We start from the raw sequence: 20,494 nt of genomic DNA, 5'->3' as shown, positions 1-20,494 counted from the left end.
CTCATTGCTTGCAGTTCGTTCATTTTACTGGCAATCTAATTTCATACTAGAGTTGTGGCAGAGAATATTTCAAGCTATTACTTTTAGTAGATATCGATAAACGGACCCTGCTTAGGCAATTTCAATGATCACAAGGTTGTGATCAGATCATGAGGACATGGTCATGCTAAATAAATTTAAACAAATACAAGAACAATGGGGTGGCTCAAGCGAGGTCATCGATCATTGGCTCGAAACTCGACAAGCTCTCATCGTCGAATATTGCAAGCTAGGTGCCTTGCAGCCAGCTAGCAACGGGCAATCAAACGTTGTTGAACTCCCTTCTCCCAAAGAAATAAGCTCATTCTGCGATCATGTTGTCGATTATATCTCAGAAGGCCATTTTAAGATCTACGATATGGTCATGAAGAAATGGCAAGCAACAGGCTTTAAAACCAATGACGAGATTGATACAACTTACGCGAAGATCGTACTCACAACCGAGCCGCTTCTAGAGTTCAATGATAAGTACGTTAAAGTAAGTGCAAACGATGAGTTGCCTAGCTTCGAAGGAGATATGTCGAAAGTAGGTGAACTACTCGAAGTGCGTTTTGAAGTAGAAGATACTCTTATCCAGCTTATTGCAGACAGCTTAGCGATTCCACCAGGCGCTTAGTTAACTGAACCCTTAAGAAGCTTGCCTCTGTGCAAGCTTTTTATTTTGCCCATAATTCCCCTACCCACTCAACTTTGTTGAAGCCTAAGTACCACCAGCAAACCACCAATCCGTATCTACGACTCATCCACGATTATCCTCTTTCCACCAATGCTTGTGATTCACCGGCTAGCATCAGTAAAAGCAGGCCTAAACCCATACACCAATAACCCAAACGCCAGATACAAAAAAGGCACCCGAAGGTGCCTTTTTGTTATCTCTTAGAGATTACTCTTCTGAAGAGAAACCTGCATTTAGAAGTGCTGCAAGGTTGTCAGTAGCTTGTTCAGCTGATGGACCTTCTTGCTCTTCTTCACGCTTAGCTTGACGCTCTTGGTGGTATGCGAAACCAGTACCAGCTGGAATCAGACGACCAACAATTACGTTCTCTTTCAGACCGCGAAGGTCATCACGCTTACCAGAAACCGCAGCTTCTGTTAGTACGCGAGTCGTTTCTTGGAACGATGCAGCTGAGATGAATGACTCAGTTGCAAGAGACGCTTTAGTAATACCTAGTAGATCACGTTCGAAACGTACTAGTTCTTTACCTTCAGCTTCTAGCTTACGGTTAGCAATCTTCACGTTGTGGTACTCAACTTGTTCGCCAGGTAGGAACTGAGAGTCACCAGAATGTGTGATTGTACACTTACGTAGCATTTGACGAACGATAGTCTCAATGTGCTTATCGTTAATCTTAACGCCTTGTAAGCGGTAAACTTCTTGAACTTCGTTCGCGATGTACTGAGTTACTGCGTGGATACCACGTAGACGCAGGATATCGTGTGGAGTTTCAGGACCGTCGGCGATTACATCACCACGTTCAATCTTCTCACCTTCGAACACGTTCAATTGACGATGCTTAGGAATCATCTCTTCGTAAGTGTCACCACCTTCGCGAGTGATTACTAGACGACGCTTACCTTTCGTTTCTTTACCGAAAGACACAGTACCTGTGTGCTCAGCAAGGATCGCAGGCTCTTTTGGCTTACGAGCTTCGAATAGGTCTGCTACGCGTGGTAGACCACCGGTGATATCTTTGTTACCGCCAGATTTCTGAGGGATACGAGATAGTGTGTCACCAATGCCAACTTCAGCGCCATCTTCAATGTTTACAATCGCTTTACCAGGTAGGAAGTAGTGAGCTGGCATTTCAGTACCAGGGATCATTACATCGTTACCTTGCTCGTCAACAAGTTTGATAGCTGGACGCATATCTTTACCTGCTGCTGGACGAGCCGCTGCGTCTGTAACTTCAGAAGAAGAAAGACCAGTTAGATCATCCGTTTGACGAGAAACAGTTACGCCATCGATCATATCAACGAACTGGATGCGACCTGCCACTTCAGTGATGATTGGCATAGTGTGCGCTTCCCAGTTAGCAACAACTTCGCCAGCTTCTACTGCGTCGTTGTCCGCTTTGCTCAGTACAGAACCGTAAGGAAGTTTGTGCTTCTCTTTAGTACGACCGAACTCATCAATAATCGTCATCTCAGATGCACGAGAAGTGATAACTAGCTTCTTGTCTTTGTTGATTACGAACTTAGCGTTGTGAAGTTTCACAGTACCAGTTGTCTTAGCTTGGATGCTGTTCTCTGCTGCTGCAGTAGATGCCGCACCACCGATGTGGAACGTACGCATCGTTAGCTGTGTACCCGGTTCACCGATAGATTGTGCAGCGATAACACCAACTGCTTCACCTTGGTTCACTAGGTGACCACGTGCTAGGTCACGACCGTAACACTGTGCACAACAACCGAAGTCTGCATCACAGGTAACAACAGAACGCACTTTCATGCTATCTACAGAGTTGTCTTCCATGATCTGACACCACTTCTCATCAATCAGAGTATTACGTGGGATCAGTACATCTTCAGTACCAGGCTTAAGAACGTCTTCAGCTACTACACGACCTAGAGCAAGCTCAGAAAGTGCAACTTTAACGTCACCACCTTCGATGTGAGGCATCATGTCGATACCTTCGTGCGTGCCACAGTCATGTTCGTGTACTACAACGTCTTGAGCAACGTCTACTAGACGACGAGTTAGGTAACCCGAGTTCGCTGTTTTCAGTGCCGTATCCGCAAGACCCTTACGAGCACCGTGCGTTGAGATAAAGTACTGAAGGACGTTTAGACCTTCTTTAAAGTTCGCTGTGATCGGCGTTTCGATGATTGAACCATCTGGACGCGCCATCAGACCACGCATACCTGCTAGCTGACGAATCTGAGCTGCAGAACCACGTGCGCCCGAGTCGGCCATCATGTAGATGCTGTTGAACGATTCTTGCTGTTCTTCTTCGCCGTCACGGTTGATAACTGTTTCAGAAGATAGGTTATCCATCATCGCTTTCGCAACGCGGTCATTCGTAGATGCCCAGATATCGATAACTTTGTTGTAACGCTCACCCGCAGTAACAAGACCAGATTGGAATTGCTCTTGGATTTCGCGAACTTCTTCTTCAGCAGATTCAATTTCATCGTATTTCGCTTGAGGTACAACCATATCGTCGATACCTACAGAAACACCTGAAAGTGCAGCGTATGCAAAACCTGCGTACATGATTTGGTCAGCGAATACTACTGTGTCCTTAAGACCAAGCTTACGGTACGCTTCGTTAAGTAGGTTAGAAATTTGCTTCTTACCTAGCTTTTGGTTAACGATGCTGTACGGTAGGCCTGCTGGAACGATTTGCCATAGCATTGCACGGCCAACTGTTGTGTCAACCAGCTTCGTTTCAGTAGTGCTGTTACCATCTTCGTCTACTACGGTCTCAGTGATACGAACTTTAACGCGAGCGTGAAGCTCAGCAGTCTTAGTACGGTATGCCTTCTCAGCCTCTTCAGGGCCAGCAAGGTACATACCTTCGCCTTTCACGTTGATCTTTTCACGAGTCATGTAGTAAAGACCCAATACAACGTCCTGAGAAGGTACGATGATCGGATCACCTGACGCTGGCGACAGAATGTTGTTTGTCGACATCATCAGTGTACGTGCTTCAAGCTGTGCTTCTAGAGTTAGAGGCACGTGTACCGCCATTTGGTCACCATCGAAGTCGGCGTTGTATGCCGCACACACTAGTGGGTGAAGCTGAATCGCTTTACCTTCGATTAGTACTGGTTCAAACGCTTGGATACCTAGACGGTGAAGTGTAGGTGCACGGTTAAGTAGTACTGGGTGTTCACGGATTACTTCGTCTAGGATATCCCAAACGATAGCTTCTTCGCGCTCTACCATCTTCTTAGCAGCTTTGATTGTCGTAGCCATGCCACGAGTCTCTAGCTTGCTGTAGATGAACGGCTTAAATAGCTCAAGTGCCATCTTCTTAGGAAGACCACACTGATGTAGACGAAGGTATGGACCTACTGTGATTACAGAACGGCCAGAGTAGTCTACACGTTTACCTAGAAGGTTCTGACGGAAACGACCTTGTTTACCCTTGATCATATCAGCAAGAGATTTCAGAGGACGCTTGTTCGAACCTGTGATTGCACGACCACGACGACCGTTATCTAGAAGTGCATCAACAGACTCTTGCAGCATACGCTTTTCGTTACGTACGATGATGTCCGGAGCAGCTAGCTCTAGAAGACGCTTCAAACGGTTGTTACGGTTGATCACACGACGGTAAAGGTCGTTCAGATCTGAAGTCGCAAAACGACCGCCGTCTAGTGGTACTAGAGGACGTAGATCTGGCGGAAGAACCGGAAGTACAGTCAGAATCATCCATTGCGGATCGTTACCCGATGCAATGAACGCTTCAACTAGCTTCAGGCGCTTAGTGATCTTCTTACGCTTAGTTTCAGAGTTAGTTGTTTCCAACTCTTCGCGCATTTCTTCCACTTCTTGATGAAGGTCCATTGTTGCAAGCAGATCTTTGATCGCTTCTGCACCCATCTTAGCAGTAAATTCATCACCCCACTCTTCTAGGCGATCTAGATACTCTTCTTCAGTAAGCATCTGAGATTTTTCTAGATCAGTCATACCTGGTTCAGTTACTACGTACATTTCGAAGTAAAGAACACGTTCGATATCACGTAGAGGGATATCCATTAGTAGACCGATACGAGACGGTAGCGATTTTAGGAACCAGATGTGAGCAACTGGTGAAGCAAGCTCGATGTGGCCCATACGGTCACGACGAACTTTAGTTTGTGTAACTTCTACGCCACACTTCTCACAGATAACACCACGGTGTTTCAGACGCTTGTATTTACCACAAAGACATTCGTAGTCTTTAACTGGACCAAAAATACGCGCACAGAACAGACCATCGCGTTCAGGTTTGAACGTACGATAGTTGATCGTTTCAGGTTTTTTAACTTCACCGAAAGACCATGAACGGATCATGTCTGGTGAAGATAGACCGATTTTGATTGCATCAAATTCTTCGGTCTTATGCTGCGCTTTTAGAAAGTTTAATAAGTCTTTCACAATCAGCTCCTGTAAGGAGTTAAAAGGGGCTCACCCGCAAAAGTGAGCACCTTCAACCAAATAATCTCTTTTCTCTAGAAAGAAAGAAGGGATTACTCTTCGTCTTCTAGCTCGATGTTGATACCTAGCGAGCGAATCTCTTTCAACAGTACGTTGAACGATTCTGGCATGCCAGGTTCCATGCTGTGGTTGCCGTCTACGATGTTCTTGTACATCTTAGTACGGCCGTTAACGTCATCCGACTTAACTGTTAGCATTTCTTGAAGCGTGTAAGCAGCACCGTATGCTTCTAGTGCCCATACTTCCATCTCACCGAAACGCTGGCCACCGAACTGAGCTTTACCACCAAGTGGTTGCTGAGTTACTAGGCTGTACGAACCAGTAGAACGAGCGTGCATCTTGTCATCAACAAGGTGGTTCAGTTTCAGCATGTACATGTAACCTACAGTTACAGGACGCTCAAACGAGTCACCAGTACGACCATCAAACAGTTTAAGCTGACCAGATTCTGGCAGATCACCCAGTTTAAGTAGTTCTTTGATTAACGCTTCAGAAGCACCATCGAACACAGGAGTAGCAATCGGTAGACCGCCACGTAGGTTCTTGATCAGTGTACGAACTTGATCATCAGACAGTTCAGCAATATCAACTTTCTGACGAGTATCACCAAGATCATAAACCTTCTGTAGGAACTCACGGAACTTATGAAGTTCTTGTTGTTCCTTAACCATTTGGTTGATCTTGTCACCGATACCTTTCGCTGCCAGACCTAAGTGTACTTCTAGGATCTGACCGATGTTCATACGCGATGGTACACCCAGTGGGTTAAGTACGATGTCTACAGGCTGACCTTTCTCATCGTATGGCATGTCTTCAACAGGGTTAATCTTAGAGATTACACCTTTGTTACCGTGACGACCCGCCATCTTATCACCAGGCTGGATACGACGTTTAACCGCTAGGTAAACTTTAACAATCTTAAGAACGCCAGGCGCTAGGTCATCACCTTGAGTGATCTTACGACGCTTAGTTTCAAACTTCTTATCGAAGTCTGCTTTTAGCTCATCCCACTGCTCAGCAAGTTGCTCAAGCTGTGTTTGTAGCGCATCGTCTTCTAGAACTTGCTCTAGCCATTGCTTACGACCGATCGTATCAAGCTTAGCTTCAGAGTAACCACCAGACAGAAGTACAGCTTTAACACGGTTAAGAAGGCCACCCTCAAGAATTTGGAACTCTTCAGTTAGGTCTTTCTTAGCTTCTTTAAGCTGCATCTGTTCGATTTCAAGTGCACGCTTGTCTTTCTCTACGCCATCGCGAGTGAAGACTTGTACATCGATGATAGTACCCGAAACAGAGTTTGGTACACGTAGAGAAGTATCTTTAACATCAGATGCTTTCTCACCGAAGATTGCACGTAGTAGCTTCTCTTCAGGAGTCAGTTGAGTTTCACCTTTAGGTGTTACTTTACCAACTAGGATGTCGCCACCCTTAACTTCAGCACCAATGTAAACGATACCTGACTCGTCTAGTTTAGACAGAGCAGACTCACCTACGTTTGGAATATCAGCTGTGATCTCTTCAGAGCCCAGCTTAGTATCACGAGCCACACAAGATAGTTCTTGGATGTGGATTGTCGTGAAACGGTCTTCTTGAACTACGCGCTCAGATACTAAGATCGAGTCTTCGAAGTTGTAACCGTTCCAAGGCATGAACGCGATACGCATGTTTTGACCAAGTGCTAGCTCACCAAGGTCTGTTGAAGGACCGTCAGCTAGTACGTCGCCACGTGATACAGGTTCACCCGGTAGCACTGTAGGACGTTGGTTGATACATGTGTTCTGGTTTGAACGCGTGTACTTAGTTAGGTTGTAGATGTCGATACCAGCTTCGCCAGGTACTAGCTCATCTTCGTTAACCTTAACTACGATACGAGAAGCGTCCACAGACTGAATCATACCGCCACGTTTAGCAACCGCCGTAACACCAGAGTCAACTGCGATGTTACGTTCGATACCAGTACCTACTAGAGGCTTATCAGCCTTAAGTGTTGGTACCGCTTGACGTTGCATGTTCGCACCCATCAACGCACGGTTCGCATCATCGTGTTCTAGGAACGGGATAAGCGATGCAGCGATAGATACTACTTGGTTTGTCGCAACGTCCATGTAGTCAACGTGGTCGCGAGGGTGAAGACCAGATTCACCTTTTTGACGAGCAGTGATTAGCTCATCTGCGAACGTACCTTCTTCAGTAAGAACGGTGTTCGCCTGCGCGATTACAAATTGACCTTCTTGGATTGCAGACAGGTAATCAACTTCGTCTGTTACTACGCCATCTACTACACGACGGTACGGAGTTTCTAGGAAACCGTAATCGTTACAACGTGCAAATGCAGATAGTGAGTTAATTAGACCGATGTTTGGACCTTCAGGCGTTTCGATCGGACATAGACGACCGTAGTGAGTTACGTGAACGTCACGTACTTCGAAGCCTGCGCGCTCACGAGTAAGACCACCAGGACCTAAAGCAGAGATACGACGCTTGTGCGTAACTTCTGACAATGGGTTGTTTTGGTCCATGAACTGTGAAAGCTGTGAAGAGCCAAAGAATTCTTTAACTGCAGCAGAGATAGGCTTAGCGTTGATTAGATCTTGAGGCATGATTGCATCAAGGTCACCAAGGCTTAGACGCTCTTTAACGGCACGTTCTACACGAACTAGACCAACACGGAATTGGTTTTCTGCCATTTCACCTACAGAACGGATACGACGGTTACCAAGGTGGTCGATATCGTCCACTTCGCCTTTACCGTTACGGATGCCGATCAGTTTCTTCATCACTTCGATGATGTCTGATTCATCCAGAGTACCGCGCTCTTCTTCTTCTTCACGCTCGATAGAGCTGTTGAACTTCATACGGCCTACAGTTGATAGGTCGTAGCGTTCTTCTGAGAAGAATAGGCTTTCGAATAGAGACTCTGCAGCTTCTTTCGTTGGTGGCTCGCCAGGACGCATCATGCGGTAGATTTCTACCAATGCAGAGATGCGATCTACTGTGCTATCTGCACGTAGAGTGTCTGACATGAATGGACCATGGTCTAGGTCATTCGTGAACAGTACTTCTAGAGCTTTGTGACCTGCTTGAGATAGGTTAGCAAGTGCCTCTAGGCTGATCTCTTGGTTTGCGCCAACGATGATCTCGCCAGTTGCTTCGTTGATGTAATCTTTAGATGCAACTTTACCAACGATGTACTCTACAGGTACTTCGATGTGCTCAACGCCATCTTTCTCAAGTTGACGGATGTGGCGAGCAGTAACACGACGACCAGTCTCAACGTAAACTTTACCGTTTGCTTCGATGTCGAATGACGCAGTTTCACCACGTAGACGATCAGGAACCAACTCCATAAGAAGAGTTTGGTCTTTCACTTCGAAGTTCACCTTGTCGAAGAACAGATCTAGGATCTCTTCAGTTGACTTACCTAGTGCACGAAGGATGATTGAAGCTGGTAGCTTACGACGACGGTCGATACGTACGAATAAGTTGTCCTTAGGATCGAACTCAAAGTCTAACCATGAGCCACGGTAAGGAATTACACGTGCGTTATAAAGAACTTTACCAGATGAGTGGGTCTTACCCTTATCACTGTCGAAGAACACGCCTGGGCTTCGGTGCAGCTGGGATACGATAACCCTCTCGGTACCATTAATTACGAAAGTACCATTGTCTGTCATAAGCGGAATTTCGCCCATGTAGACTTCTTGTTCTTTAATGTCTTTTACAGTACCTGCTGGCGCATCTCGATCAAAGATAACTAGACGTAGTTTAACGCGTAGTGGCTTTGAGTAAGTTACACCACGGATTTGACATTCTTTAACATCAAAAACTGGCTCACCAAGACGGTAGCTAACGTATTGCAGCTCAGAATTGCCGTTGTAGCTCTGAATTGGGAATACAGAACGAAAAGCAGCCTCAAGACCGTATTGACCTTCTGGATCCTGTTCGATGAATTTATCGAAAGAATCAAGCTGGATCGATAACAGGTATGGAATGTCCAAAACTTGTGGACGAGTACCAAAGTCCTTACGGATGCGCTTTTTCTCGGTATAAGAGTAAACCATGGGGTTCCTCAGCTCGCTGATAAGTGACCCAAACTACCCAAAACACTCCTCAGAGGGGGTAGTGACTAACAGCTGTTTAATGTAGTGAACAATCATATCGAAAACATGACTGTTTTTTTGCTCGGGTTATGACGCTTAAACAGCGGAAAATTCGTCATAGCCCTACAGCGCAAAAAGGCCGGTGGTTAAATAACCACCAGCCATTAGCCTTGCGGCTAAGAAATTAAGTAATAATTACTTAACTTCAACAGAAGCGCCAGCTTCTTCTAGCTGTGCTTTAAGAGCTTCAGCTTCAGCTTTGTCAACGCCTTCTTTTAGAGGTGCTGGAGCTGAGTCTACAAGACCTTTAGCTTCTTTAAGACCTAGGCCAGTTGCGCCACGTACAGCTTTGATAACTTGTACTTTGTTAGAACCAGCAGAAGTTAGGATAACGTCGAATTCAGTTTGCTCAGCAGCAGCGTCGCCGCCAGCAGCGCCACCAGCTACAACTGCAGCAGCAGCTGATACGCCGAATTTCTCTTCCATAGCTTCGATAAGCTCAACAACTTGCATTACAGACATTTCTGCAACTGCGTCTAGGATTTGCTCGTTAGTAATAGACATAACAATTCTCTTTTAAGTCAACAATAAGTTTAATTTGCAACCAGTGAAAAGCAAGGCTTAAGCCGCTGCTTCTTCTTTTTGGTCACGTAGTGCAGCGATAGTACGAACCAGCTTGCCAGCAGAAGCTTCTTTCATGCACATCATTAGGCGTGCGATAGCTTCGTCGTAAGTTGGTAGTGTCGCTAGTACTTCAGCATCAGTAACTGCGCCTTCAAATGCAGCAGCTTTGATCTCGAAATCTTTGTTCTCTTTAGCGAAGTCTTTGAAAAGACGCGCTGCAGCACCTGGGTGCTCGTTAGAGAACGCGATCAGAGTTGGACCAGTGAAAGTGTCAGTTAGACACTCGTAGTCTGTACCCTGAACCGCACGGCGTGCTAGTGTGTTACGAACAACTTTCATGTAAACACCCGCTTCGCGAGCTTGTTTACGTAGAGAAGTCATTGCGCCAACTTCAACGCCACGAGAATCAGCTACAACTGCAGAAAGTGCACCATTAGCTGCTTCGTTGACTTCAGCAACAATTGCTTTTTTGTCTTGAAGATTTAAAGCCATTTGGATTAACCTCTGGTTGTGATTACAGCACCCATTACAGTGTGTAATGAGCGTTTACGATGCTAATAAATATGAATCACTTCATTTAAATTAGGCACCGCCTACGTAGGTTTTATTAAGCTGTAGCTCCGAAAAGTACAGCGCCTACGGTCTTGGGATAGATAATTTGAATTGCTTCAAATCACCCAACCACAAATATTAGGCGCAGAAGTATACACTAAATCTGCGCCTAAGCAAATTAGTTTGCTTGAGTGTTCAGGCTAGCCTGATCAACAGCAACACCAGCACCCATAGTAGTAGAGATGCTTACTTTCTTCAGGAAAGTACCTTTCGCTGAAGAAGGCTTAGCTTTCTTAAGAGCAACTAGAAGAGCTTCTAGGTTCTCTTGAAGCTGGTTAGCTTCGAAAGATGCTTTGCCGATAGTAGTGTGGATGATGCCGTTCTTGTCGTTACGGTAACGAACCTGACCAGCTTTAGCGTTCTTAACCGCTTCAGCAACGTTAGGAGTTACAGTACCAACTTTAGGGTTTGGCATAAGGCCGCGTGGACCTAGGATAGTACCTAGTTGACCAACAACGCGCATTGCATCTGGAGAAGCAACAACAACGTCGAAGTTCATTTCGCCTTTCTTCACTTGCTCAGCAAGATCTTCCATACCAACAACATCTGCGCCAGCTGCTTTAGCTGCTTCTGCGTTTGCACCTTGAGTGAACACAGCAACGCGGATTTCACGGCCAGTACCGTGAGGTAGCACAGTTGCGCCACGTACGTTTTGGTCAGATTTACGAGCATCGATGCCTAGGTTAACAGCAACGTCTACAGACTCAACGAATTTAGCAGTCGCTAGTTCTTTAAGAAGTGCAACAGCTTCGTTGATTTCGTATTCTTTAGTCGCGTCAACTTTGTCGCGGATTACGCGCATACGCTTAGTAAGTTTTGCCATCTTATTAACCCTCTACCACTAGGCCCATTGAACGAGCAGTACCAGCGATTGAACGCTTCATTGCTTCGATGTCAGCACCAGTCATATCAGCAGCTTTAGTTTCTGCGATTTCTTGGATTTGAGCGTCAGTTACAGTACCCACTTTTTCAGTGTTTGGACGACCTGAACCAGACTTAACGCCAGCAGCTTTCTTAAGAAGAACAGCAGCAGGTGGAGTCTTAGTTACGAACGTGAAAGAACGGTCGTTGTATACAGTAATAACTACTGGAGTCGGTAGACCTTTCTCAACAGATTCTGTTTTTGCGTTGAACGCTTTACAGAATTCCATGATGTTAACACCGTGTTGACCTAGAGCAGGACCAACCGGTGGCGACGGGTTTGCCATACCAGCTGCAACTTGCAGTTTGATATAAGCTTCAACTTTCTTAGCCATGATATTTCCTAATATTTGGGTACATGCGCTAGCCGTAAGGCAAGCTCCCCATAAATTCAATTAACGCTTTTTACTTCCATAGAAGCAAAAAGGCGCGAAATTATAATCATAATTCGCGCCTTTAACAACCCTAAAAAGGTGATTTTTTATACTCTTTTATTTTGAACAAGTTGCTAATAAGTTATCCACAACTTAGTTCAATTAATCGAGTCTTAGTCCAGTTTTTCAACCTGACCAAATTCAAGCTCAACCGGTGTTGCACGACCAAAGATCGATACAGATACCTTAATGCGGCTCTTCTCGTAATCTACTTCTTCAACAGTACCGTTGAAGTCAGCAAATGGACCATCGTTAACACGAACCACTTCACCTGCTTCGAACATAGTCTTAGGACGTGGAGCTTCGCTCGCTTTCTCTAGACGGTTCAAGATAGCATCAGCTTCTTTATCAGTGATTGGTGCTGGACGATCAGAGGTACCACCAATGAAGCCCATAACACGCGGAATGCTGCGTACTAAGTGCCATGATTCATCATTCATGATCATTTGAACTAATACGTAGCCAGGGAAGAATTTACGTTCACTTTTACGACGTTGTCCAGCACGCATTTCCACTACTTCTTCAGTAGGTACTAGCACATCGCCAAATAGTTCTTCCATGTTGTGCATTTTAATATGCTCGCGTAGCGATTGTGCAACACGACCTTCAAAACCAGAAAAGGCTTGAACTACATACCAACGTTTTTTTGGAGCTTCACTCATGAATCAGAACCCTCTACACCCCAGTCGCTAGAGAAACTAAACGGACCATAATGCCGTCAATTCCCCAAAGCACTAGAGACATAACAATACATACAGCTAAAACGATCAATGTAGTTTGCATAGTTTCTTGGCGAGTAGGCCAAACCACTTTACGAATCTCCATGCGAGATTCTTTTGCAAAATCGATCGCAGCTTTACCTTTAGTTGTTGTTGCTGCAACGCCTAGTGCGGCAGCAATCAGCACAACTACACCTGCAGCGCGAATTACAACAGACAATTCACCATACAGGTAATTACCCACAACAGCAGCGGCTAACAGTACAAAAGCGACTACCCACTTCATTGTATCTGCTGCACTTGAGCTATCAGGAGTTTCAGCGTTTGCTTTCATAAAACCAACCTGTGATAAGTCTTAAATATAGACGACAATAACCCCGCTGTTGCAGGGCACATTCCTTTGCGTTGCAGAACAACACATCTAACAGTCATTTTAGTCAAAAAGACTGTTTAATTCTTTACTAAGAGCTGAAATTGATGCCAATTCGTTCAACTCTTTTTTTAGCGCAGAAAAAGGGCATCAAATGATGCCCTTTTTACTAGTGGTTCGTCAAATCTTATGCAAAGATTTTAGCTACAACACCAGCACCAACTGTACGGCCACCTTCACGGATAGCGAAACGTAGGCCTTCGTCCATTGCGATTGGAGCGATTAGCTCAACAGTCATTTGAACGTTGTCACCTGGCATTACCATTTCTACGCCTTCTGGTAGAGTGATGTCGCCTGTTACGTCAGTTGTACGGAAGTAGAACTGTGGACGGTAACCTTTGAAGAAAGGAGTGTGACGGCCGCCTTCGTCTTTAGAAAGTACGTATACTTCAGACTCGAACTTAGTGTGTGGGTTGATAGAACCTTTAGCAGATAGTACTTGGCCACGTTCAACTTCGTCACGCTTAGTACCACGTAGAAGTGCACCAACGTTCTCACCTGCACGACCTTCGTCAAGCAGTTTACGGAACATTTCAACACCAGTACAAGTAGTAAGAGTAGTCTCTTTGATACCAACGATTTCTACTTCGTCACCTACACGTAGGATACCACGCTCGATACGACCAGTTACAACAGTACCACGACCTTGGATCGAGAATACGTCTTCGATTGGTAGTAGGAACGGTTGGTCAACTGCACGCTCTGGCTCAGGGATGTAAGAATCTAGTGCTTCTGCAAGCTCAACGATCTTGTCTTCCCACTGCTTCTCGCCGTTTAGTGCGCCAAGTGCAGAACCTTGGATAACTGGTAGGTCATCACCTGGGAAGTCGTACTCAGAAAGAAGTTCACGAACTTCCATTTCTACTAGCTCAAGTAGCTCTTCGTCATCAACCATGTCACATTTGTTCATGAATACGATGATGTAAGGGATACCAACTTGACGACCAAGTAGGATGTGCTCACGAGTTTGAGGCATTGGGCCGTCAGTCGCAGCAACAACTAGGATACCACCGTCCATTTGCGCAGCACCAGTGATCATGTTTTTAACATAATCCGCGTGTCCTGGGCAGTCTACGTGTGCGTAGTGACGTGATGGAGTGTCGTACTCAACGTGAGAAGTAGCGATTGTGATACCGCGCTCACGCTCTTCTGGAGCGTTATCGATAGATGCGAAATCTTTAGCAACACCACCGTACACTTTTGCAAGTGTAGTACAGATAGCAGCAGTTAGAGTTGTTTTACCGTGGTCAACGTGGCCGATAGTACCAACGTTTACGTGCGGTTTCGTACGTTCAAATTTTTCTTTAGACATGGGGTGTCCCTCTAGGTACGGATTAGGTGGCTTAAAATAAGACCACGCAACCAAAAAAAATGGTTTTCTTTATTAAAGGAGAAGAAGCTTTAGACTGGTGCTAATACCCAGAGTCGAACTGGGGACCTCACCCTTACCAAGGGTGCGCTCTACCGACTGAGCTATATCAGCACACAAAATGAGTTGGAGCGTGCAGCGGGAATCGAACCCGCATCATCAGCTTGGAAGGCTGAGGTAATAGCCATTATACGATGCACGCAACACGTAACTCTGTTTGAGCTATTTAACCTTTAGAATATGGTGGAGAGGGACGGATTCGAACCATCGAAGGCAGTGCCAACAGATTTACAGTCTGCTCCCTTTGGCCACTCGGGAACCTCTCCAAATTTTTGAGCTTTCTCTCGCTGCCTTAAAGGAGGGAGAAAGTGGTGCCGACTACCGGAATCGAACTGGTGACCTACTGATTACAAGTCAGTTGCTCTACCTACTGAGCTAAGTCGGCACAAGTGGGGCGCATTTTATTGAATGATTTTCCACCTTGCAATAGCAAATTGAAAAAAAGTGCAAAATTCTCTGCTCAAACTTCTACATACGACTATTTAGCTCAAGGTTTCCGTCTTTAACCCGCATCTAGTACAGGAAGATATTTTATTTATCTAGCGCTTGATGTATTTTCCATGCACTTGTTTTGTTATCCACTATAGAGTTTTGTATGAGCCCATTTATGTCATTTGACCGTACACATTGGTCTGAACTAAGGAATTTAGTTCCGATGACACTTTCTGAGAGCGACTTAAAAGAGCTTCAAGGCATCAATGAAAAGCTCACCATGGAAGAAGCTGTGGAGATCTACCTGCCGCTTTCTCGTCTATTGAACCTCTATGTGGCAGCCAGACAAAACCGCAATTCAGTTCTTCATCAGTTCCTCGATAAAAAAGAGAAAGCACCACCATTTATTATTGGTATTGCTGGCAGTGTTGCGGTAGGTAAAAGTACAACCGCCCGTCTACTTAAAGCCCTGCTCTCTCGTTGGGAAAACCACCCAAAAGTTGAGCTCGTCACCACTGACGGTTTCTTATATCCAAATGAAGTATTGGAAGAGAAAGGCTTGATGAGTAAGAAAGGCTTCCCTGAGTCTTACGATATTAAGCGTTTAGTTAATTTTGTCTCAGACGTCAAGGCGTGCAAAAGAAACGTCACCGCGCCAGTATACTCGCATCTAACCTACAACATTACTGATGATGTTAAGTGTGTTGACCTACCTGACGTGTTGATCATTGAAGGCCTAAACGTATTGCAGAGTGGAATGAACTACCCACACGAGCCACACCGTGTGTTCATTTCTGACTTCCTGGACTTTTCACTCTATGTGGATGCAGACAGCCAGCAAATCAAAGAGTGGTATATCAACCGCTTTATGAAGTTTAGAGAAGGGGCATTTACCAAGCCGGGCTCTTACTTTAGTCATTACACTAAATTATCGAACCAAGCGGCATTGGATAAAGCAGAAGGGATCTGGAGTTCAATCAATGGGTTGAACCTAGAGAAGAACATCCTTCCAACCAGAGAGCGGGCGCACCTAATTCTAAGAAAAGGTGCAGATCACATGGTTGAAGAAGTACTACTAAGAAAATAGGAAGGTCTTAGCTACCTTTCCTTAGTGAGATTTCACCGCCGATATAACTTTCGATACCATTTTCGGTTTTGAGTAACACAGCACCCTGCTCATCAATACCTTGTACGACACCTTCAATTTCTCTAGGTCCAATAATCAGCTTCACATTGCGACCTAAGAAATTATCCAAGCGGTTCCAACGCTCTACAAAATTCGACATCCCTTTCATTTCGTAATCAACCAGCGCCTTATCCCATGCGTTTATTAGGGTCTGTGCTAATTGGTTACGATCTGAGACTTGACCATCACACACCTCTTTAAGCGAGGTCCACGGCTGACCAATACCTGAGGTAGCAGGATCCATAGAGAGATTAAGCCCTAAACCAATCACAATATGAGCAGCACCGCCAGATTGCCCCGACAGCTCAACTAAGATTCCCGCAAGTTTCTTATCGTTATGGTAAAGGTCATTTGGCCATTTGAGCTTCACGCCTTCAACACCCATTTCTTCCAGAGCCTCAACAACCGCAACTCCGACAACAAGACTTAGGCCCATCGCAGCTGCCATCCCAGCGTCGAGTCTCCAGTACATCGAAAGGTATAAGTTGGCTCCAAATGGTGACACCCACTCTCTGCCACGACGACCGCGACCAGAGGCTTGGTATTCAGCAACACAAACCGAGCCAGATTCTAGCTCATTGGTGCGATCTAACAGGTGTTGGTTGGTCGAACCTATAATAGGGATCAGTTCAAGAGATGCGTTGCTATTAGCAGCAGATAGTCGCTCATGGTCCAGCATGTCCAATCGGTCCGCTAGCTTGTAGCCTTTACCCTGTACACGGTAGATATCCAAACCCCACTCTTGAATACCCTTGATGTGCTTGCTTATAGCGGCTCGAGATACCCCAATCACCTCACCGAGGTCTTCACCAGAATGAAACTCACCATCAGCAAGGCATTTTAACAGTGCTAGCTTAGTGCTATGCTCTCTCATACTAACGCCTCCAAAGCCTTGTCGAGATTTGTCTCACCATCTCTTCCCATAAAGCGAACCTCATGTTCCAGGCGAATATCGAATTTATCTAGCACAGCCTGACGAACTCGTTCTGCTAACTTAAGCACATCAACGGCCGTCGCCTCATCATAGTTGATGATCACAAGTGCTTGATTTGGATGAACCTGAGCGCCACCTTGATTAACACCTTTAAACTGACATTGATCGATCAGCCAACCAGCAGCGACTTTGATCATATTCTCACTCGCATAGCCCACAATCGTTGGATACTCAGACTGCAAGCGATCAAAATGATCTTTACTGATCATCGGGTTTTTAAAGAAGCTGCCAGCATTACCCTGAACAGAAGGGTCTGGCAATTTGCTCGAGCGGATAGCACATACTTCATTAAATATCGTTTGAGGTGAAAGTGTCTCTTCAGACAGACTTTTCAAGGGGCCATAGTGATTACATGGCTGCCATGCTTTCGCTAAAGTTAAGCCAATCGCGACCACAATAGCTTTGCCGTACAGGGCGTGTTTAAAAATCGAATCTCGGTAACCAAAGAGACATTCCTCTTTGCTTAATCGCTTAACTGTATAAGTATCCAGACAAAGAATATCGACGTATTCACATATATCCTGTAGCTCAACTCCATAAGCACCAATGTTCTGGATAGGCGCTGAGCCAGAACAACCCGGAATCATGGCTAGGTTTTCTAACCCACCAAGACCTTGCTCAACGGTCCATTTAACTAAGCTTGGCCAATCCTCACCACCATTAACATGGAGTAAATGATTGTTATCCGACTCCGTTAAGGTAATACCAGACAGCTTATTGATAATGACAAGGCCTGCAAAATGCTCAGTGAAAAGCATGTTACTGCCCTTTCCTAGCATCAGCTTAGGCGTAGATTGCCATTTAGGGTCCTGATAAACCGAGACCAACTCTTCAATTGTGGTCACTTCAACCAAAGCATCACAACTTTGATCAATAGAAAAGGTATGAACGTTTTTTAAACTAGCATTGAGATGGAATTGCATGGCGATATTCAATTAACTTACACTGCGTTCATTCTACAGCAGATAAACCAGTGGCGCAGTGACTGAATGAACAATGTCATCATTACTCAATTAGACCCAGTAAAGGTTCCCCTTGTTAAACGCTTCTATAAAGAGCACTACCCAACAGGGAAAGCCAATAAAAGTGAGTTAATTTATTCACTCTTACTTGATGACGAACTTTGTGGTGTCGTCCGTTTCCGTACGATAGAAGACTCGCGCTTACTGACAGGTATGGCGATCTCGAAGCAACATCGCGGCAAACAGTTAGGTTCCCAGCTAATGGAGTACTGTGCAAAACACACACTCACAGAGAACGATTACTGCTTTGCCTATGCGCACCTTACGAGCTTCTACACTCGGCACCAATTTGTGCAGATCGATTCTAAACAGCTACCGAACGCCTTACGGGTTTTATATGAGCGTTATTCAAATAGCGGAAAAGATCTCATTCCTATGCAATATCAGCAAAATTGTTAGAGAATGCCTCGATTATCTAGTATTTGGGGCTATGCCTTTGGTAAAATTAAAGGTTCGCAATTTTGCATATTTTTAAGGTAAAACAGTCAATATGATTGCCAGTAGGAATCCATTCATACAGTTGCCAACCATAGCGCAGAATCCTGATAAGTTTGAAGTACTACTATCAGCGCAAGAGTTTCGAATTCGTCTACTTGATGAGATAGCTCGCGCAACGACTCGTATTAGTTTAGTCGCTTTGTATCTTGAAGATGATGAGGCTGGCCGTGAGATCCTAACTGCCTTATATGAAGCAAAACAAAAGAATCCAGATCTAGATGTGAGCGTTTGTGTTGATTGGCACAGAGCTCAACGCGGATTGATTGGTGCAGAGTCTTCTGAAGGCAATGCAGCAATGTACAAAGAGTTTGCTGAAAAATATCAACATTCAGTTCCTGTCTACGGCATTCCTGTCCGTGGTAAAGAAGTCTTTGGCGTATTGCACTTAAAGGGCTTTATCGTTGATGACAGCGTGATATACAGTGGTGCAAGCCTCAATAATATCTACCTGAACTATCACGACCGCTACCGCTTTGACCGCTACCATGTTTTAAACAACGCGACACTGGCAGATTCAATGTTTGCCTACGTGCATGAACAAATGATCTCTGACAGCGCTGTTTACGACTTAGCTGATAAAAACAAGCCAGCGACTAAAGAGCTAAAGCCAGCGATCCGCCAGTTTCGTGCCTCTCTAGCCAGATCTCAGTATCAATTTGATGGTCAGGAAGTATCACCAGAGCAAGTTGCCGTAACACCGCTAGTAGGCATCGGCAAACGACGTAATCGTCTTAACCAAGGCATCAATCAACTGGTCGCTCAGGCTAAAGACGAGATATTCATTTGTACCCCTTACTTTAACTTTCCTCCTAGCCTAGCTAAAGAAGTGAAGAAAGCACTCAAACGTGGAGTAAAGGTCAGCATTGTGGTTGGTGATAAAACCGCGAATGATTTCTTCATCTCTCCAGAGGAAGAGTTTAAAACGATTGGTGGTCTACCATATCTTTATGAGATGAACTTACGTCGCTTTGCTAAAGCTAATGAAGCTCATATTGCAAGCCGCAATCTATCGATTCAACTTTGGCGACACGACTCTAACAGCTTCCACCTGAAAGGCATTTGGGTCGATAAGCGCTATATGCTGCTTACTGGTAATAACCTAAACCCTAGAGCTTGGAAACTAGATCTAGAGAACGGAATCTTTATTCAGGACAACTATCACCACCTAACTGATAAGTTCCAAGCTGAAGTAGATAACATTCTTCAACACACTCAGCTTATTTGTACTTATAAGCAGTTAGACAAAGTAGATAGCTACCCAGAAGAAGTTCAAAAGCTGATTCGCAAGATCACTCGAGTCAAAGCTGACAGAGTACTTAAACAAATACTCTAGTGAACATACGCAAGATATGATTTACCAACGCCTAGCAAACGCTAGGCGTTTTTGTATTCATAAGTCGCCTCTCTGTAAGCACTCGCAAACATAGTGAGTAACTAGATCAATCAATACTCGCACATATAATTTTAGGTGTTCAGCGCCATTGAACACCAGAGAATAGCTTAGGTCGAAAGTAGCGAGGACTTGTTATTTGAAGAGCAAAAGACCATTACCTGGAAACGACGAAGGCCTAGTAGTAAGGCTAGGCCTTCTGATAAATGACGAAAGGCGGACATACCTAGTTCGTTCTTTGTGGAATCGGTAAACCTTTTGAGAGACGCTCTCTACCAAAAGGCGAATACAGAGATTCAAATGTAAAAAGAGCCCAAGAAGTTGTACTTGGGCTTAGTATGAATAGCTGAACTGGTGTAGAAGACCAAATTATCGCATTCTAGAAACGACGAAGCCTAGTCGTAAGACTAGGCTTTCTAAAGGTTTGATGTAGTTGAGTTGTCATTCTATCTATTCGCCAATTGATTACTAAATATACATTTTTGATAGATGTAAAAAAGCCCTGCTATTTCTAGCAA

The 20,494-nt window shown here is 44.9% G+C and carries 15 protein-coding genes and 4 tRNA genes; 4 read left to right on the top strand and 15 right to left on the bottom strand.

Features of this window, described 5'->3' with window-relative positions; genetic code table 11:
* Window positions 1-157: 157 nt before the first annotated feature.
* Window positions 158-655 carry an Rsd/AlgQ family anti-sigma factor gene (locus tag OH460_RS10615; protein WP_032498791.1) on the top strand — a complete coding sequence of 166 codons (498 nt, stop codon included), beginning with the start codon at window positions 158-160 and terminating at the stop codon, window positions 653-655.
* Window positions 656-922: 267 nt separating this feature from the next.
* Here OH460_RS10615 and rpoC read toward each other — a convergent pair whose 3' ends face one another.
* From rpoC to OH460_RS10550, 13 genes are all read right to left on the bottom strand, one after another.
* Entirely contained in the window at window positions 923-5,125 is a 4,203-nt protein-coding gene (rpoC, locus tag OH460_RS10610) for a DNA-directed RNA polymerase subunit beta' (protein WP_061034323.1), read from the bottom strand.
* 92 nt (window positions 5,126-5,217) lie between these two features.
* Entirely contained in the window at window positions 5,218-9,246 is a 4,029-nt protein-coding gene (gene rpoB / locus OH460_RS10605) for a DNA-directed RNA polymerase subunit beta (RefSeq protein ID WP_008224041.1), read from the bottom strand.
* A 234-nt stretch (window positions 9,247-9,480) separates the two neighbouring features.
* A complete protein-coding gene (gene rplL, locus OH460_RS10600) occupies window positions 9,481-9,849 on the bottom strand; it encodes a 50S ribosomal protein L7/L12 (protein WP_061034324.1) in 369 nt (122 codons plus the stop codon).
* Window positions 9,850-9,906: 57 nt separating this feature from the next.
* Window positions 9,907-10,401, bottom strand: a complete 495-nt coding sequence (rplJ, locus tag OH460_RS10595) for a 50S ribosomal protein L10 (protein ID WP_004737075.1) — start codon at window positions 10,399-10,401, stop codon at window positions 9,907-9,909.
* Window positions 10,402-10,639: 238 nt separating this feature from the next.
* A complete protein-coding gene (rplA, locus tag OH460_RS10590) occupies window positions 10,640-11,344 on the bottom strand; it encodes a 50S ribosomal protein L1 (protein WP_061034325.1) in 705 nt (234 codons plus the stop codon).
* A 4-nt stretch (window positions 11,345-11,348) separates the two neighbouring features.
* Window positions 11,349-11,777, bottom strand: a complete 429-nt coding sequence (gene rplK / locus OH460_RS10585) for a 50S ribosomal protein L11 (protein WP_026084318.1) — start codon at window positions 11,775-11,777, stop codon at window positions 11,349-11,351.
* Window positions 11,778-11,989: 212 nt separating this feature from the next.
* Window positions 11,990-12,538, bottom strand: coding sequence for a transcription termination/antitermination protein NusG (gene nusG / locus OH460_RS10580; RefSeq protein ID WP_032549909.1), 549 nt, complete (start codon window positions 12,536-12,538; stop codon window positions 11,990-11,992).
* Between the two features lie 13 nt (window positions 12,539-12,551).
* Window positions 12,552-12,929 (bottom strand): preprotein translocase subunit SecE, encoded by a 378-nt coding sequence (gene secE, locus OH460_RS10575; RefSeq protein WP_004737071.1) that lies wholly within the window; start codon window positions 12,927-12,929, stop codon window positions 12,552-12,554.
* 223 nt (window positions 12,930-13,152) lie between these two features.
* Window positions 13,153-14,337, bottom strand: a complete 1,185-nt coding sequence (gene tuf, locus OH460_RS10570; protein WP_105057636.1) for an elongation factor Tu — start codon at window positions 14,335-14,337, stop codon at window positions 13,153-13,155.
* Window positions 14,338-14,432: 95 nt separating this feature from the next.
* Window positions 14,433-14,508, bottom strand: a tRNA-Thr gene (locus OH460_RS10565).
* A gap of 13 nt (window positions 14,509-14,521) precedes the next feature.
* Window positions 14,522-14,596 (bottom strand) — tRNA-Gly (locus tag OH460_RS10560).
* Between the two features lie 39 nt (window positions 14,597-14,635).
* Window positions 14,636-14,720 (bottom strand) — tRNA-Tyr (locus OH460_RS10555).
* A gap of 43 nt (window positions 14,721-14,763) precedes the next feature.
* Window positions 14,764-14,839 (bottom strand) — tRNA-Thr (locus OH460_RS10550).
* A 210-nt stretch (window positions 14,840-15,049) separates the two neighbouring features.
* Here OH460_RS10550 and coaA point away from each other — a divergent pair.
* The gene (gene coaA / locus OH460_RS10545; protein ID WP_105057681.1) at window positions 15,050-15,973 is read left to right on the top strand and encodes a type I pantothenate kinase; all 924 of its coding nucleotides are present in this window, start codon (window positions 15,050-15,052) and stop codon (window positions 15,971-15,973) included.
* A gap of 7 nt (window positions 15,974-15,980) precedes the next feature.
* On the opposite strand, the gene birA is transcribed toward coaA, so the two are convergent.
* Together birA and murB are read right to left on the bottom strand one after the other, a co-directional pair.
* A complete protein-coding gene (gene birA, locus OH460_RS10540) occupies window positions 15,981-16,946 on the bottom strand; it encodes a bifunctional biotin--[acetyl-CoA-carboxylase] ligase/biotin operon repressor BirA (RefSeq protein WP_269997025.1) in 966 nt (321 codons plus the stop codon).
* Window positions 16,943-17,989 (bottom strand): UDP-N-acetylmuramate dehydrogenase, encoded by a 1,047-nt coding sequence (gene murB, locus OH460_RS10535; RefSeq protein WP_269997024.1) that lies wholly within the window; start codon window positions 17,987-17,989, stop codon window positions 16,943-16,945. The genes birA and murB overlap by 4 nt, the downstream gene beginning before the upstream one ends.
* Window positions 17,990-18,055: 66 nt before the next feature.
* Between murB and OH460_RS10530 the strand changes: the two genes are divergently transcribed.
* Both OH460_RS10530 and pssA read left to right on the top strand, forming a co-directional pair.
* Window positions 18,056-18,487: a GNAT family N-acetyltransferase gene (locus OH460_RS10530; RefSeq protein ID WP_061034337.1), complete on the top strand. Its 432-nt coding sequence runs from the start codon at window positions 18,056-18,058 to the stop codon at window positions 18,485-18,487.
* Window positions 18,488-18,578: 91 nt separating this feature from the next.
* Complete coding sequence (gene pssA, locus OH460_RS10525; protein WP_239940706.1) at window positions 18,579-19,919, top strand: CDP-diacylglycerol--serine O-phosphatidyltransferase; 1,341 nt, start codon at window positions 18,579-18,581, stop codon at window positions 19,917-19,919.
* The last annotated feature ends 575 nt before the right edge of the window (window positions 19,920-20,494 follow it).

The organism is Vibrio sp. Makdt, from assembly GCF_027587015.1.
In the GTDB taxonomy this organism is placed as follows: Bacteria; Pseudomonadota; Gammaproteobacteria; order Enterobacterales; family Vibrionaceae; genus Vibrio; species Vibrio chagasii_B.
The sequence above is the reverse complement of the archived record's forward strand: the minus strand, read 5'-3'. Positions and strand labels throughout refer to the sequence as shown.

Coding starts and splice junctions, on each gene's coding strand:
- rplK (WP_026084318.1), bottom strand. CDS start 11,777: ATGGCTAAGAAAGTTGAAGCTTATATCAAACTGCAAGTTGCAGCTGGT.
- OH460_RS10530 (WP_061034337.1), top strand. CDS start 18,056: ATGAACAATGTCATCATTACTCAATTAGACCCAGTAAAGGTTCCCCTT.
- secE (WP_004737071.1), bottom strand. CDS start 12,929: ATGAAAGCAAACGCTGAAACTCCTGATAGCTCAAGTGCAGCAGATACA.
- rplJ (WP_004737075.1), bottom strand. CDS start 10,401: ATGGCTTTAAATCTTCAAGACAAAAAAGCAATTGTTGCTGAAGTCAAC.
- nusG (WP_032549909.1), bottom strand. CDS start 12,538: ATGAGTGAAGCTCCAAAAAAACGTTGGTATGTAGTTCAAGCCTTTTCT.
- murB (WP_269997024.1), bottom strand. CDS start 17,989: ATGCAATTCCATCTCAATGCTAGTTTAAAAAACGTTCATACCTTTTCT.
- coaA (WP_105057681.1), top strand. CDS start 15,050: ATGAGCCCATTTATGTCATTTGACCGTACACATTGGTCTGAACTAAGG.
- rplA (WP_061034325.1), bottom strand. CDS start 11,344: ATGGCAAAACTTACTAAGCGTATGCGCGTAATCCGCGACAAAGTTGAC.
- birA (WP_269997025.1), bottom strand. CDS start 16,946: ATGAGAGAGCATAGCACTAAGCTAGCACTGTTAAAATGCCTTGCTGAT.
- tuf (WP_105057636.1), bottom strand. CDS start 14,337: ATGTCTAAAGAAAAATTTGAACGTACGAAACCGCACGTAAACGTTGGT.
- rplL (WP_061034324.1), bottom strand. CDS start 9,849: ATGTCTATTACTAACGAGCAAATCCTAGACGCAGTTGCAGAAATGTCT.
- rpoB (WP_008224041.1), bottom strand. CDS start 9,246: ATGGTTTACTCTTATACCGAGAAAAAGCGCATCCGTAAGGACTTTGGT.
- OH460_RS10615 (WP_032498791.1), top strand. CDS start 158: ATGGTCATGCTAAATAAATTTAAACAAATACAAGAACAATGGGGTGGC.
- pssA (WP_239940706.1), top strand. CDS start 18,579: ATGATTGCCAGTAGGAATCCATTCATACAGTTGCCAACCATAGCGCAG.